Origin of the sequence: Bacillus cereus group sp. BfR-BA-01441 (genome assembly GCF_022663075.1) — a bacterium.
In the GTDB taxonomy this organism is placed as follows: Bacteria; Bacillota; Bacilli; order Bacillales; family Bacillaceae_G; genus Bacillus_A; species Bacillus_A cereus.
In genome coordinates, this window is the sequence record NZ_JAKUEU010000046.1 from 1 (window position 1) to 15,550 (window position 15,550).

Here is a 15,550-nt window from a genome sequence, read left to right on the forward strand (position 1 = left end):
TGGATGGAGCTTCTGACCTTGAGGCGCTCTTTGCCTCTGGGGAAGAAGCGAAGCCGCCGAACATTCTAGCCACTGTAGCTGGATTCCGATAAAAAGCGAAAGTGGCTCGCTCTCAAGCCACGAAGAAAAAAGAAAACGGCCCCGCTTTTCATCAAAGCGAAGCCACTCTTTTCTTACTTACGCTTTTTCTTTTTCTTCTTGAATCCTGGTACGTTTTCGAAGAATGCTTTTTTCTTCTTACCGTTACCATCTTTTTTTCCCGGCTGGCTAGCAGAAGCGGATGCAGATGCAGATCCTCTTCCTTTTCCTTTACCACCACGGTCAAATTTTCTACCTGTGCCACGTTCACCGCCGCGCTCATTACTGCGCTCGCTACGTCCACCGCGTTTCTTTCTGCCTGTTCTTGGCTGCTCGATAACGACTGGACGATCTTTGAACTTACGGCGAGGTGTGCCTTTCATGCCAACGATTTCAAAGTCGATTGCACGCTCGTCTTTGTTTACGTTAATAACGCGAATTGTAATTTCGTCACCGATGCGGAATACGTTTCCTGTACGTTCTCCGATCATAGCGAAATGTTGCTCGTCATAACGGTAGTAATCATCCGTTAAATAACTAACGTGTACAAGACCTTCAATTGTATTTGGAAGCTCTACGAATAAACCGAAGTTTGTTACAGAGCTAATCATACCGTCATACTCTTCACCGATCTTATCAACCATATACTCTGCTTTTTTCATCTCATCTGTTTCACGCTCTGCTTCAACAGCACGACGTTCCATATTAGAAGAATGCTCTGCAATCTCAGGTAATTTTTCACGCCATTTTGCTTGCGTTTCGTTGTCGACTTTACCGTTAATAATGTATTCACGAATTAATCTATGAACGATTGTATCTGGGTAACGACGAATTGGTGATGTGAAGTGTGTGTAGAACTCAGTTGATAAACCGAAATGTCCTAAACTATCCGCATCGTAACGAGCTTGCTTCATAGAACGAAGCATAACTGTTGAAATAACTACTTCTTCTGGCTGTCCTTGAACCATTTCAAGAATTTGTTGTAGCGCGCGAGGATGCACTTCATTCGCACGTCCTTTTACGGCATATCCGAAGTTCGTTACAAACTCGAAGAAACGCTCTAGCTTATCTTCTTTCGGATCTTCATGGACACGGTACATGAATGGTACGTTCATCCAGTGGAAGTGCTCTGCTACTGTTTCATTCGCAACAAGCATAAATTCTTCAATTAACTTCTCTGATACAGAACGATCGCGCATGACAACGTCTGTCGGTTTTCCTTCTTCATCCACTAATACTTTCGCTTCTTTAAAGTCAAAGTCAATTGCACCACGGCGCATACGTTTTTCACGTAAAATTTGTGCCAATTGACCCATCTCTTTAAACATCGGTACGAGCGGCTCATAACGCTTAATTAACTCTTCGTCCTCATCTTCTAAAATGCTTCTTACGTCAGCATACGTCATACGCTCTGTCGTTTTAATCACACTTTGGAAAATCTCGTGTTTAACAACATCACCTAAGTTGTTGATTTCCATTTCACAAGATAATGTCAGACGGTCTACTTTCGGATTTAATGAGCAAATACCGTTAGATAGACGATGCGGAATCATCGGGATTACACGGTCAACAAGATACACACTTGTCGCTCTTTCCGCTGCTTCAACATCAATTGGAGAGCCTTCTTGAACGTAATGACTTACATCCGCAATGTGAACGCCTAGCTTGTAGTTACCATTTTCAAGCTTCGTTACTGTAACAGCATCATCTAAGTCTTTCGCATCTGCACCATCAATCGTTACGATCATTTGATCACGCAGGTCGCGGCGATCTTTTAAATCTTCTTCTGAAATCGTTTCTGGTACACTGTTTGCATGCTCCATCACTTCCTCAGGGAACGCTAAAGGTAAATGATGTTTATGAATGACAGATAAAATATCTACTCCTGGATCATTTTTATGACCTAGAATTTGAATAACTTCACCTTCTGCGCTTAAACGATTCTCTGGATAGCTCGTAATTTTCACAACTACTTTATGACCTTCTACAGCACCCATTGATGCGCTTTTCAAGATAAAGATATCACTCGTCCAGCGCTTATTATCAGGTATAACAAATCCAAAGTTTTTCGATTCTGTATATGTACCAACTAGCTCTTTCGTTCCACGTTCTAAAATGCGTACAATTGAACCTTCTTGACGCGAACCACTCGATTGAGAACTAAGGCGTGCTAATACTGTATCGCCATGAAGTGCACCGTTTAATTCTGTAGGCGGGATGAAAAGATCATCGTCTCCTGTTTTCTTCTCATCTGGTACAACGAATGCAAAACCACGTGCATGTCCAATTAACTTACCGCGTATTAAATTCATCTTTTCAGGAAGACCGTAACGGTTGCTACGAGTACGAATAACAAGTCCCTTTTCTTCCATCGTTACAAGTGCCTTTACGAAATCTTTAAAGCCCTCAGAACCTTCAATCCCAAATGCCTCTTCTAACTCTTGTATCGTTAGCGGTTTATACGCTTCTTCTCTCATAAATAATAACAACTTATCAATATGTTCTTGTATGATTTCTTCCAAGCAAAAATACCTCCTTTAAAACCTTATATTATTTAGTGTATCCGAAAGATAGGGGATGTATAAAGTGAAACTTCAATACTCCCCTTATGATTTTTACAGTTTTCACAAAAAATTCCTTATGAAAAAAAGAGGCAACTAGATCTTACCAATCTAGTTGCTCCAAGAAGTTATATACATCCTCATGTAGCTCGTCACGTTGTTTATCAAGTGTAATGACATGCGTAGAGTCTTCATACCATTTAATGTCTTTTAACGTAGATTCTACACCGTTATAAATAATGTTAGCACTATCTGTATTAATCATTTCGTCATGACGTGCTTGTACAACAAATGTTGGTGCATAAATCATATCCACATTGTTACGTACGTCAGCAATTAATTGTTGTAATGCTTTTAATGTATTCATCGGTGTCTTTTGGAATTCCAACATTTCTTGTTCAATTTGTTCAGGTGATTTTTGCTCACGTTTTTTATATTCGCGGGCATATGCCAATATACCTTGGTACATCGTTTCTTCGCTCTTAATATACATCGGTGCACACATTGGTACTACACCTAAAACCGGTACTGTATAACCTAATTTTAAAGAAAATACGCCGCCAAGTGACAATCCAACAACAGCAATTTTCTCAAAACCTTTATCTTTTAAAAGCTGATATGCCTCCGTTACATCTTGCCACCAATCTGTAGGCCCTGTATGAACAAGCTCTTCTGGTGGTACACCGTGCCCTTTATAAATTGGCGCATGACAAGTATAGCCCTTCTTTTCTAAGAAACGCCCTAACATACGTACATCAGCTGAGTTCCCTGTGAATCCATGTAGTAATAAAACAGCGCGGTCTCCACCCTCAAATGTAAATGGTTTCGGAGATGCTAATTTCATCATGTATTTCTCCTCTTTCTCTTCTGTAATCTAGTCGTATTCTTTCTATATCTAGTGTACCATATTTGTATTTCTATAATCTAATTAGAAACATCTTTCAAATAGCAAAACAAAAAAAGAAGAACCATTAGTACCATTCACTAACGCTTCTTCTTTCAATTCTATAAATTGAAGTACGTAACACCAATTGTTAATACAAAGAACAATACAGCTAAAACAATTGTAATACGGTTTAATACCGCTTCAATTCCACGTGCCTTTTGCTTACCAAATAATTGCTCCGCACCGCCTGAAATTGCACCTGAAAGGCCTGAGCTATTACTAGATTGCATAAGTACCATAACAATCATTAAAATCGATACAATAATAAGTAAAACTGATAATAACGTATGCACTTGGCGTACCTCCTACAAAGATTCAGTTATTGTAACTGTAGCATAAATTCTATAGAAAAGCGAGAGCTATAGAGGCGCTCTCGCTTTTCTTCTATTACATAAACATCATCGCAAATAACGGTCCAAGTAAACATGTCAAAATTGCTGTTAATGTCATTGTTACCGATCCAATAACACCTTCATGTTCGTTATTTTTCATCGCTCTCATCACGCCCATAATATGAGAAGCACATCCAAATCCGATACCTTTACCAACTGAGTTTGTAACACGGCTCCATTTTAATAAAAGGGGTCCTGTAATCGTTCCAGTAATACCTGCGATAACAACGAAAGCTGCTGTTAAGGAAGGTACACCACCGACTTGCTCTGAAACACTCATCGCAACTGGCATTGTCACCGATTTTGGTAATGACGATAAGATTAAGCTTTTATCCGTTCCCATAAGTGAAGCAATCGCAAAATCACTAGCGATTGCAACTGTTGTACCTACTAATACCCCGCCAGCAATCGGTACAACATATTTTTGCAGAACATGACGTTGTTTATAAAGAGGAATTGCAAATGCTACAACACCGGGTCCAAGTAGCTTTGCAATCCAGCCACCACCACTTTCCATATAATGTTGATATGGTATATCAAGCACGATAAATAGGAAAGCCATTAATCCAGTTGCTACAAGCATTGGAATGGTGAATGGTGTTGGAAATAATTTATAGATTTTTTTAGATAATTGATATAATAGCACCGTAAAAAGAACCCAACCGACTCCGATTAATATTTGGCTCATCGCGACTCTCTTTCCTTCCTATTCGCAAGATATTGTCCTGTATGTCCTGCGACAATAATAATTAAAAATGTACTCGCTACAACTGTAATGAAAAGAGAAATTCCTTTACTCATAAAAAAAGCACCGTAATTCATTAGGCCAAGCGTTGGCGGAATTAATAAAAACGGCATAATAGCAACGAGTGTTTCTGCTCCTAAATCGAACCATTTCACTGGAAGAACTTTTAGGCTAAGTAAAACAAGTAAGAGGAACATCCCAATCAAACTTCCTGTAATTGGAATATTTAACATTTCTTGCACCCAAGTTCCAACCATATAAAACACGTAAAGAGCAGCAATTTGGACAAGAATCTTTGTAAATTTCATGTTCATCATCCCTCATGTTTATACGATCTTCTGTTAATATCTTTATCATAGTATAAATTGTAAAAAGCTGCAATTTATCAACTTGACAGCAAAAACAGCCTATGTTATACGCTTACAACCTTGATACGACTGCATTTCTAAACGAAAATTACGTCAAAAACCTTGACCTAATATAAAAAGTTTTTATTTTCTGAATTTAAAAGACTATTATTTCAATAAAATAATCTTTTTATTCTTAAACTTACATATATATAAAGTGAAACTTTAATCCATGAGATTCCCCTCATCCTTATTGATTATTAGCCCTCACCAAGCTGGTTTGTACGGGATAAACAAGATAGGTGGTGAACATATGCCCAAAAAAGTTCTCATTTTTTGTGATCCTGGGATTGATGATACGATGGCTCTCCTCTTAGCATTCTTTATCGATGAAATAGAAATCGTCGGTATCGTTGCTGATTACGGCAATGTTCCAAAAAAAATGGCCGTAGAAAATGCTCATTTTTTTAATAACGAAACAAAGAATAGAAATATCAAGATATTCGGTGGTTCAGAACGTCCCCTTACTGGTGCCCCACCTGCGTTTTTTACGGATGTACATGGAAAACAGGGGCTCGGTCCACTTATTCCAAAGGTGAATGTGACTAACGGAGAAATGGAGAATTTTTTTGAAGTTATTCCTCTTATTGAACAGTATAAGGATGAATTAATTATTGTGAGTTTAGGAAGACTTACCTCCCTAGCAATTTTGTTTATCATGTGCAAACAGTTGATGAAACAAATTAAATCTTACTACGTAATGGGCGGTGCCTTTTTACATCCTGGTAATGTTACCCCTATTTCCGAAGCAAACTTTTATGGCGATCCTACTGCCGCTAATATAGTCCTTCAATCCACAGCTAACATGTACATATACCCATTAAACGTCACTCAATACTCCATCATTACACCAAAAATGGCAGAATACATTGAGGCAAAAGGAAAAGCTCCACTTGTCAAACCGTTATTTGATCATTATTACTACGGATATTATAAAGACGCCCTACCACATTTAAAGGGGAGCCCCTTCCATGACACAATACCAATACTCGCTTTACTTGATAACTCTATGTTTACCTATCACAAATCACCTATCGTTGTCATGACAGAATCTTATGCACAGGGGGCAAGCATTGGAGAATTTCGCTCTTTAGGAGAATCTAAACCATTTATTGATTGGCCGAGTCATCAAATAGCAATTGATTTTGATTATAACCGCTTCTTCAAACATTTCATGTCACTTATGACGGGTGAACAATTTTAGCATAAAAAAACAGACCGTGATTTCTCACGGTCTGTCGTTTATTTTCTACAATTATCGTTTGATGTTATAGAAAGATTTGATACCATCGTAAACAGCTACTTCGCCTAGCTCGTCTTCGATGCGTAATAATTGGTTGTACTTAGCAATACGGTCAGTACGGCTCATAGAACCAGTTTTGATTTGGCCAGCGTTAGTTGCAACTGCGATGTCAGCGATTGTAGCATCTTCAGTTTCACCAGAACGGTGAGATACAACTGCTGTGTAACCAGCACGTTTAGCCATTTCGATAGCTTCGAAAGTCTCAGTTAAAGTACCGATTTGGTTAACTTTAATTAAGATTGAGTTAGAGATACCTTTTTCGATACCTTCAGCAAGTTTTTGAGTGTTAGTTACGAATAAATCGTCACCAACTAATTGTACTTTATCACCGATACGCTCAGTTAATAATTTGTGACCATCCCAGTCGTTTTCGTCTAAACCATCTTCGATAGAGATGATTGGGAAGTCTTTGCAAAGCTCTTCATAGAAATCAACCATTTCTGCAGAAGTTAAGCCAGTACGGCCTTCGCCTGCAAGGTCATATTTACCAGTTTCTTTGTTGTAGAACTCAGAAGAAGCAACGTCCATTCCTAAGAATACGTTCTCGCCAGCTTTGTAACCAGCTTTTTCGATAGCTTCGATGATTACTTCTAGAGCTTCACGGTTAGAACCAAGGTTTGGAGCGAATCCACCTTCGTCACCTACTGCAGTGTTAAGACCTTTGTCATGTAATACAGCTTTAAGTGCATGGAATACTTCAGCACCCATACGGATTGATTCTTTGAATGTTGGAGCACCAACTGGTAAGATCATGAACTCTTGGAAGTCAACGTTGTTATCAGCGTGAGAACCACCGTTGATGATGTTCATCATTGGAGTTGGTAATTGTTTTGCATTGAATCCACCAAGGTAACGGTATAATGGAAGACCTACGAAGTCAGCTGCTGCGTGAGCTACTGCCATAGATACACCAAGGATAGCGTTAGCGCCTAGTTTACCTTTGTTTGGAGTGCCATCTAATTCGATCATAGCACGGTCAATACCAGCTTGGTCAGTTACATCGAAACCAGCGATTTCTGGAGCGATAATTTCGTTAACGTTGTTTACTGCGTTAACAACACCTTTACCAAGGTAACGAGATTTGTCACCGTCACGTAATTCTACTGCTTCGTGCTCACCAGTAGATGCACCACTTGGTACGATAGCGCGTCCGAAAGCGCCGCTTTCTGTGTAAACTTCTACTTCTACAGTTGGGTTACCACGAGAGTCAAGGACTTCGCGAGCATAAACATCAATAATTGTTGACATAATAAATTCTCTCCTTTTTATATAAGCAAATTATTTAATAATTGTTTTACCTGTCATTTCTTTCGGTTGCTCAACACCAAGAAGTGTAAGCATTGTTGGAGCGATATCACCTAAGATACCATCTTCACGTAATTCTACGTCGTTCTTAGTAACGATGAAAGGAACCGGGTTAGTTGTATGAGCTGTCATTGGCTCTCCTTCAGAAGTTAATTCTTCATCCGCATTACCATGGTCAGCAGTAATAAGTGCTACACCATCTTTTGCAAGAATCGCTTCTACAACTTTTCCTAAACATTCGTCAGTTGCTTCTACTGCTTTAATTGTTGGTTCCATCATCCCAGAATGGCCAACCATATCACAGTTCGCAAAGTTAAGAATGATAACATCATGTTTATCATTTTCGATTTCATTTACTAAAGCGTCCGTTACTTCGTAAATGCTCATTTCAGGTTTCAAGTCATACGTTGCAACCTTTGGTGAGTTAATTAAGATACGCTCTTCTCCTGGGAATTCAGCCTCACGACCACCGCTAAAGAAGAATGTAACGTGCGGATACTTTTCAGTTTCCGCGATGCGAAGTTGCTTTAATCCCGCTTGCGCAACAACTTCACCTAAAGTGTTATCAAGGTTCATTGGCTTGAATGCCACGTAACCATCTACAGTTTCACTGAAGTGTGTCATACATACGAATTCTGGAATGTGAGGTACTTTTTCACCACGATCGAACTCACGGAAGTCTTCGTTTGTAAATACACGAGCAATTTGAATTGCACGGTCTGGACGGAAGTTATAGAAGATAACTGCATCATCATCATTGATTGTTGCAACTGGCGTGTTATCTTCGTTAACAATTACAGACGGCAATACGAATTCATCATAGATACCGTTCGCATAAGAGTCTTCTACACACTCTTCTGCTGATTTATAAGTAGGGCCTTCACCATTCACCATAGCACGGTAACATTTTTCTACGCGATCCCAACGCTTGTCACGGTCCATGGAGTAATAACGACCAGAGATAGTCGCGAATTGTCCTACTCCTGTTTCTTTAATTACTTCATTTGTTGCATCGATATAGCTTTGTGCTGTTTTTGGTCCAACATCGCGGCCATCTAAGAATGCATGAATGTATACTTTCTCAACGCCTTCTTTAGCTGCTAAGCGAAGAAGAGCAAACATATGGTTCATGTGACTGTGCACACCACCGTCAGAAAGTAAACCGAATAAATGAAGTGCAGTACCTTTTTCTTTTACGCTTTTAATTGCACTTTGGAACGTTTCGTTCTTATCGAACTCACCTTCACGAATTGCAACGTTAACGCGTGTTAAGCTTTGATATACAATGCGGCCAGCACCGATATTTAAGTGACCAACCTCAGAGTTACCCATTTGACCTTCTGGAAGACCTACTGCCTCGCCACAAGCTGTAAGCGTTGTGTGAGGGAATTTGTTCCAGTAACCATCAAAATTAGGTTTCTTAGCTTGTGCTACAGCATTCCCGTAAGTTTCTTCACGAAGTCCGAAACCGTCAAGAATGATTAAAGCTGTTGGCTTTCTCATTTTACCGCCCCCAGAAGACCTAAGAACGAAGCAGGCTCTAAGCTAGCACCGCCAACTAAAGCGCCGTCGATGTCAGATTGTGCCATATACTCTTTAATGTTTTCTGGTTTTACGCTACCGCCGTATTGGATACGAACAGCTTCTGCAGCTTCTGGAGAAACAGCTTCTGCAACAACTTTACGGATGTGCGCACATACTTCGTTTGCATCTGCAGAAGAAGAAGATTTACCTGTACCGATAGCCCAGATTGGCTCATAAGCGATAACAGTTGCTTTAACTTGCTCTTCTGTTAAACCTGCAAGTGCTTTTGTCACTTGACCTGCTACTAGGTCAAATGTTTTTCCGCTTTCGCGCTCTTCTAAAGTCTCACCACAACATACGATTGGTGTTAAACCATGTTCAAATGCTGCGATAGTCTTTTTGTTTACTGACTCATCTGTTTCAGCAAACATTTCACGACGCTCAGAGTGGCCAAGTACTACATAGCCAACTTTTAAGTCGCTAAGTGCTACCGGGCTAATTTCGCCAGTGAATGCACCATTTTTTTCGAAGTGCATGTTTTGTGCACCTACTTGTAAGTCAGTTCCTTCAGTTGCTGCTACAAGGCGCTCTAAGAATAGAGCTGGAGAGCAAACTACTGCATCAACAGCTGAAGCTGCTGGGATTTGACCTTTAACTTCCTCTACGAAGCTAACTGCTTCAGATAGAGTTTTATTCATTTTCCAGTTACCTGCGATAATTGGTTTACGCATGCTTTGCACCGTCCTTTTTCTTTGGCTGCTACTTATTTGTCGTTAAGACAAACTACACCTGGAAGCTCTTTACCTTCCATGAATTCTAATGACGCACCGCCGCCAGTAGAAATGTGGCTCATTTTATCAGCCATACCGAATTTTTCAACAGCTGCTGCAGAGTCACCACCGCCGATAACAGAGTATGTATCTTCTGCATCTGCTAATGCTTGTCCTACTGCTTTTGTACCTTCTGCGAATGGAGTCATTTCGAATACACCCATTGGTCCATTCCATACAACAAGCTTAGAATTTTTAATTACATCTGCATAAATTTCACGTGTTTTAGGACCGATGTCCACGCCTTCCCAGTTAGAAGGGATAGAGTCGATACCAACGATTTTAGTTGTTGCAGTTTCAGAGAATTCCTCAGTGATTACAACATCAACTGGCATGTAGAAGTTTACGCCTTTTTCTTTTGCAAGTTGCATAAATTCTTTAGCTAGTTCGATCTTGTCGTCTTCACATAGAGATAGACCAATTTCATGACCTAAAGCTTTAACGAATGTGTAAGCAAGTCCACCACCGATGATTAAGTTATCTACTTTGTCTAATAGATGACGAATTACACCGATTTTATCTTTTACTTTCGCACCACCGATAATAGCTGTAAATGGACGTTCTGGGTTAGAAAGTGCTTTACCAAGTACATCTAACTCTTTTTCCATTAATAGACCAGATACTGCTGGTAGGTAGTCTGCGATACCTGCTGTAGAAGCGTGAGCACGGTGAGCTGCACCGAATGCATCGTTTACGAAGATGTCAGCAAGTGCTGCAAATTCTTTCGCAAGTTCTGCATCGTTCTTTTCTTCGCCCGCATAGAAACGTACGTTTTCAAGAACTAATACGTCGCCTTCGTTCATTGCTGCAACCATTTCTTGTGCAACTGGTCCGAATGCTTCGTCCGCTTTTTTAACGTCTTTACCAAGAAGCTCACCTAAACGTGCTGCTACTGGAGTTAAACGCATTTCTTCTACTACTTGACCTTTTGGACGGCCTAAGTGACTTGCTAAAATAACTTTCGCACCTTGCTCTACTAAATATTGAATTGTAGGAAGAGCTGCACGGATACGAGTTTCATCTGTAATTTTGCCTTCTTTCATAGGTACGTTGAAATCAACGCGGCAAAATACACGCTTACCTTTTAAATCTACGTCACGAATTGATTTTTTGTTCATTGGATTTCCCTCCGACTACTAGTTAGGATTGACAAAACCCACTCAAAAGCTTAACACATTTGCTTTTAAAACGAAAGAAGAGAGAGAGGGAACAAACCCTCTCCCTCGTTTTGTCATTGATAACTTATATAATTAAGAATTAAAGACCTTTTGAAGTCATGTAAGCTGCTAGGTCTACTACGCGGTTAGAGTAACCAGTTTCGTTATCGTACCAAGAAAGTACTTTAACCATGTTACCTTCCATTACCATTGTAGATAATGCATCGATTGTAGAAGAAGCTGTACATCCGTTATAGTCGATAGATACTAATGGCTCTTCGCTGTATCCAAGGATACCTTTTAATTCGCCTTCAGCTGCTGCTTTGAATGCTGCATTTACTTCTTCAACTGTTACTTCTTTGTCAAGTTCAACAACTAGGTCAACTAGAGAAACGTTAGCAGTTGGAACACGTACAGCGCCACCGTTTAATTTACCTTTAAGTTCTGGTAATACTAATGCTACAGCTTTAGCTGCACCAGTAGATGTTGGGATCATGTTTTCAGCTGCTGCACGAGCACGACGTAAATCTTTGTGTGGTAAGTCTAAGATTTGTTGGTCGTTAGTGTAAGAGTGAATTGTTGTCATCATTCCGCGTTTTACGCCGAATTTTTCGTTTAATACTTTAGCGAATGGAGCTAGACAGTTTGTAGTACAAGAAGCGTTAGATACTACGTTGTGGTTAGCTGCATCGTATTGTTCGTGGTTAACACCCATAACTACAGTGATATCTTCGTCAGAAGCTGGAGCTGAGATGATAACTTTCTTAACTGATCCACCTAAGTGTTTCTCAGCATCTGATTTTTTAGTGAAACGGCCAGTAGATTCTACTACTACTTCTACTCCGTAGTCGCTCCATGGTAATTGAGCTGGGTCACGCTCAGCGATAACTTTAATTTCTTTACCGTTAACAACGATGCTGTTTTCGTTAGCAGATACTTCTGCATTTAAAGTTCCGTGAACTGTGTCATATTTTAAAAGGTGAGCTAATGTTTTAGCATCTGTTAAGTCGTTGATTGCTACTACTTCTACCTCAGAGTTGTTAAGAGCTGCGCGGAATACGTTACGTCCGATACGTCCAAATCCATTAATACCAATTTTAGTCATTTGAATTTCCTCCTTGGGGGATTATATTAAAGGGTAAAACCCTTTGTTAACTGTTTTGCTGCACCTTCATCTGTAATTAGAATTGAAGTGTGCCCTTGTTTAATTACAGCCTGTATTGCTTTTGCCTTTGAAGAACCTCCAGCGACTGCAACAACGTGAGATACATTTTGTAAATCCTCTAGTTGCATACCAACTGTTCTTACTTTATGAACAACATTTCCTTCTTCATTAAAGTAGTAACCGAAAGCTTCACCAACTGCTTCGCTTGCCTGAATCTTTAACCAATCTGCTTCTGAAGTACTTCTGCGACGTGCCATTGTTAACGCATCACCTATTCCATGAATGACGATATTGGAAGATCGAATCAACTCAAGAACTTCTTTCACGGAAGGCTCTGTCACAATAGACGCATATGCTTCGCTACTAACATGGTCTGGAACATACAATAAGCGATAATTACTCATCGTATTTTGCGCCATCTTGGCACAAATGGTATTGGCTTCTAATTCGACGCCTTCTCCAATTCCACCACGTGCTGGGACAAATAGCATATGTAAATCTTTGCAATCAAGTTGCATCATGTCCGCAGCAGCAGCTAGCGTAGTTCCTCCAGCCACAGCAACGATATTATTCGCTGTCAGACGGTCTTTTATACAAGTCACACAAGCACGGCCCATCTCCAGTTTGACCCAAGGTGATTCATCACTATCACCAGGGACAACGAAAACTTCATCCAAGTCTAATGTTTCCTTAAGTTGCTTTTCTAAAACCTTTAACCCGGAAATTTCTTTCATAAAGTCTTCCAAAGCAAGAACTAAAGCTGTTCCTTCTTCTGTCAAAGTCATTCCAGAAGAAGCGACGTGAACTAAGTTTTGTTCTTTCAAAACTTGAACTTCACTTCGCAATACTCGTTCTGTCATACCGAGACTTGCTGATAAGTTTCTTCTTCCAATCGGCTGCATGAGCCTAATGTATTGAAGAATTTGCATTCTCGTTTGCATAACAGGTAGCAGATCAGGTAATAATTTTTTTGTGTTCTGAATCCATGAGCGCATATCTTTTCTCCTCACTACATCGGTTCATTTTTCCTTCGTGGTCACTTTACGTCCCGTAGTGACATTTTGTGTCCCACATAGGTTAAAAAAATAATCCCTGCTACGTGTATTATTGTAACAGGAGATAGAAACTTATTCAACTCTTAACTGCATTCTTTATATAGTTTATTATGACACCTTTGTGAATGTTACCATATTCTACTTGTTTTCCGTCCATTTCTACAACCGGAATCATTAAGTGATATTTTTCTAAAAGGTCATTATCTTCATATATATCTATTTCCTCGATTTGAAAAAAATATTCACATTGTACTTCCTGTAAAACTTGTTTTGCCTTCACGCAAAGGCCACAATCTTTTTTAGTATACAGTACAACTTTCATCTTCTTCACCTATCCGATCGTTTTTCGTAATGACGAAGCTGGGATATGCATTTGTTCTCTATACTTCGCCACTGTTCTTCGAGAAATAACAATTTCATGCTCTTCTTCTAATAATTTTGAAATCTTTTGATCTGAAAGTGGCTTTTTCTTATCCTCTGCCCCAATTAACGTTTGAATAAATTGTTTTACACGTTTTGTAGAAACTGCTTCATCTTCAGTCGTCGAAACGGCATTGCTAAAGAACGATTTCATCTCAAATAAACCGTGTGGTGTTTGCACATATTTATTTCGCGTCGCACGACTAATTGTCGATTCATGCACACTTAACTCTTCAGCTACCTCTTTTAAAGCGAGAGGTCTTAAATACTCTGGACCTTTCCAGAAGAAATCACGTTGTTTTTCCATAATAATGTTCATTACTTGCAGCAATGTCTGTTTTCTCTGCTTCAAACTGCGCATAATCCACTGCACATGCTGATACTTCTCTGATACGTAAGATGCTACTTCACTTTCACTATTATTAAGAAGCGCACTATATTCAGAGTGAATTTCAATTCTCGGCATATTTCTCTCATTCATTTGTAAAACGAGGCGATCGCCATCTTTTTTCACCGCCATATCAGGCACAATATAAAGTGGTTTATCTGAAGAAAACGCAAGACCTGGTTTTGGTTGTAATGACGTTATACAATTTACCGCACTCTGTAATTCCTCATTACTACATTTCAACACTTGAACGAGCTTTCGCCAATCTTTCTTCACAAAATAAGCGAAATGATCTTCTACAACCTCTTCTGCTAATCCATTCCGTCTTTGTAAGCGCTTCAATTGCAAGGTTAAACATTCCTGAATATTACGCGCCCCTACCCCTGCTGGTTCCAGTGATTGGACAAGCTCTACAGAGCGGTCGACTACATGAATATGCGCAGAAAGGAGCTCTGCTAACTCTTCATTCGTTTCTTGTAAATATCCATTTCCATCCATGTTCATAATAATGAAAGAAGCTACTTTTCGCTCTTCTTCATCTATTTTATAATACTGTATTTGATTTAATAAATGTTGCTGAATCGTTGTAGAATCCACACTGTAGATCTCCATCTGATTCTCGACTTGTTTGCTGGTACTTTTACTGTTGTTAGAGCTCTTTTTCTTCTCCCTCTCAAAACCACCTAACTCAATAAGGGGATTCTCTAACGATTGCTCATACAAAAACTCCGATAATTCTTGTACATTATACTGGAGCATTGTAATCGCTTGCCTTAACTCTTGTGTCATTGCCAAACGTAAGCTTTGTTCTTGTAAAAGACTTGCCTTCAAACTAATCTCCCCCTTGTTTCTATTGTACAATAAGTTTGGTAAAAGGAGAATCCTCACGCAGACACCCATTCCAAAATATTATTAATTTATATGTATTAATGAGATTTACAACTTACAACCGAAATTTGAATAATATTGAAAGAAAATAATAAGTTTAAAAATTATAATCAAGTACTAATAGTAAATCTTATAACCAGATATAACAAGAGAAAAATAAAAAAAGTCCTAACCTACAAAACGTAAGTTAGGACTTTTTGACGCGCCCAGAGGGATTCGAACCCCCGGCAGACGTGGTACCGGAAACCACCGCTCTATCCAACTGAGCTATGGGCGCATGATTATAGAAAACACTTCATTTTCTTCTCATAATAATAGCAATAAAATCCATCTAAATCAATAAAAATATCCCCATAATACCTTATGCACCTTAGCTAAAAGCATAT

14 protein-coding genes and 1 tRNA gene are annotated in these 15,550 nt (G+C 39.3%); 1 reads left to right on the plus strand and 14 read right to left on the minus strand.

Annotated elements, in window-relative coordinates:
- Window positions 1-173: 173 nt before the first annotated feature.
- From rnr to MR107_RS18595, 5 genes are all read right to left on the minus strand, one after another.
- Window positions 174-2,600, minus strand: coding sequence for a ribonuclease R (gene rnr, locus MR107_RS18575; protein WP_000391077.1), 2,427 nt, complete (start codon window positions 2,598-2,600; stop codon window positions 174-176).
- Between the two features lie 142 nt (window positions 2,601-2,742).
- Window positions 2,743-3,483, minus strand: coding sequence for a carboxylesterase (estA, locus tag MR107_RS18580; RefSeq protein WP_000761986.1), 741 nt, complete (start codon window positions 3,481-3,483; stop codon window positions 2,743-2,745).
- Between the two features lie 161 nt (window positions 3,484-3,644).
- Complete coding sequence (gene secG, locus MR107_RS18585; RefSeq protein WP_000557264.1) at window positions 3,645-3,878, minus strand: preprotein translocase subunit SecG; 234 nt, start codon at window positions 3,876-3,878, stop codon at window positions 3,645-3,647.
- 94 nt (window positions 3,879-3,972) lie between these two features.
- A complete protein-coding gene (locus MR107_RS18590) occupies window positions 3,973-4,665 on the minus strand; it encodes an LrgB family protein (RefSeq protein ID WP_000078309.1) in 693 nt (230 codons plus the stop codon).
- A complete protein-coding gene (locus MR107_RS18595) occupies window positions 4,662-5,030 on the minus strand; it encodes a CidA/LrgA family holin-like protein (protein WP_242292596.1) in 369 nt (122 codons plus the stop codon). The genes MR107_RS18590 and MR107_RS18595 overlap by 4 nt, the downstream gene beginning before the upstream one ends.
- A gap of 352 nt (window positions 5,031-5,382) precedes the next feature.
- Here MR107_RS18595 and MR107_RS18600 point away from each other — a divergent pair, with 352 nt between their 5' ends.
- Window positions 5,383-6,333, plus strand: a complete 951-nt coding sequence (locus MR107_RS18600; protein ID WP_242292597.1) for a nucleoside hydrolase — start codon at window positions 5,383-5,385, stop codon at window positions 6,331-6,333.
- Between the two features lie 51 nt (window positions 6,334-6,384).
- Here the strand turns inward: MR107_RS18600 and eno are convergent, their stop codons facing one another.
- From eno to MR107_RS18645, 9 genes are all read right to left on the minus strand, one after another.
- Window positions 6,385-7,680 (minus strand): phosphopyruvate hydratase, encoded by a 1,296-nt coding sequence (gene eno, locus MR107_RS18605; protein WP_000103954.1) that lies wholly within the window; start codon window positions 7,678-7,680, stop codon window positions 6,385-6,387.
- 30 nt (window positions 7,681-7,710) lie between these two features.
- The gene (gene gpmI, locus MR107_RS18610) at window positions 7,711-9,240 is read right to left on the minus strand and encodes a 2,3-bisphosphoglycerate-independent phosphoglycerate mutase (RefSeq protein WP_001231152.1); all 1,530 of its coding nucleotides are present in this window, start codon (window positions 9,238-9,240) and stop codon (window positions 7,711-7,713) included.
- Entirely contained in the window at window positions 9,237-9,992 is a 756-nt protein-coding gene (gene tpiA, locus MR107_RS18615; RefSeq protein WP_001231038.1) for a triose-phosphate isomerase, read from the minus strand. The genes gpmI and tpiA overlap by 4 nt, the downstream gene beginning before the upstream one ends.
- Before the next feature lie 32 nt (window positions 9,993-10,024).
- Window positions 10,025-11,209 (minus strand): phosphoglycerate kinase, encoded by a 1,185-nt coding sequence (locus MR107_RS18620; RefSeq protein ID WP_001036350.1) that lies wholly within the window; start codon window positions 11,207-11,209, stop codon window positions 10,025-10,027.
- A gap of 139 nt (window positions 11,210-11,348) precedes the next feature.
- Entirely contained in the window at window positions 11,349-12,353 is a 1,005-nt protein-coding gene (gene gap / locus MR107_RS18625) for a type I glyceraldehyde-3-phosphate dehydrogenase (protein WP_000161236.1), read from the minus strand.
- Window positions 12,354-12,379: 26 nt separating this feature from the next.
- A complete protein-coding gene (gene cggR, locus MR107_RS18630) occupies window positions 12,380-13,408 on the minus strand; it encodes a gapA transcriptional regulator CggR (RefSeq protein ID WP_001258185.1) in 1,029 nt (342 codons plus the stop codon).
- 136 nt (window positions 13,409-13,544) lie between these two features.
- On the minus strand, window positions 13,545-13,790 hold the full coding sequence (locus tag MR107_RS18635) for a glutaredoxin family protein (protein WP_017657034.1): 246 nt from the start codon (window positions 13,788-13,790) through the stop codon (window positions 13,545-13,547).
- Window positions 13,791-13,799: 9 nt separating this feature from the next.
- On the minus strand, window positions 13,800-15,107 hold the full coding sequence (gene rpoN, locus MR107_RS18640) for an RNA polymerase factor sigma-54 (RefSeq protein ID WP_000647953.1): 1,308 nt from the start codon (window positions 15,105-15,107) through the stop codon (window positions 13,800-13,802).
- Window positions 15,108-15,365: 258 nt separating this feature from the next.
- Window positions 15,366-15,441, minus strand: a tRNA-Arg gene (locus MR107_RS18645).
- Window positions 15,442-15,550: the final 109 nt, after the last annotated feature.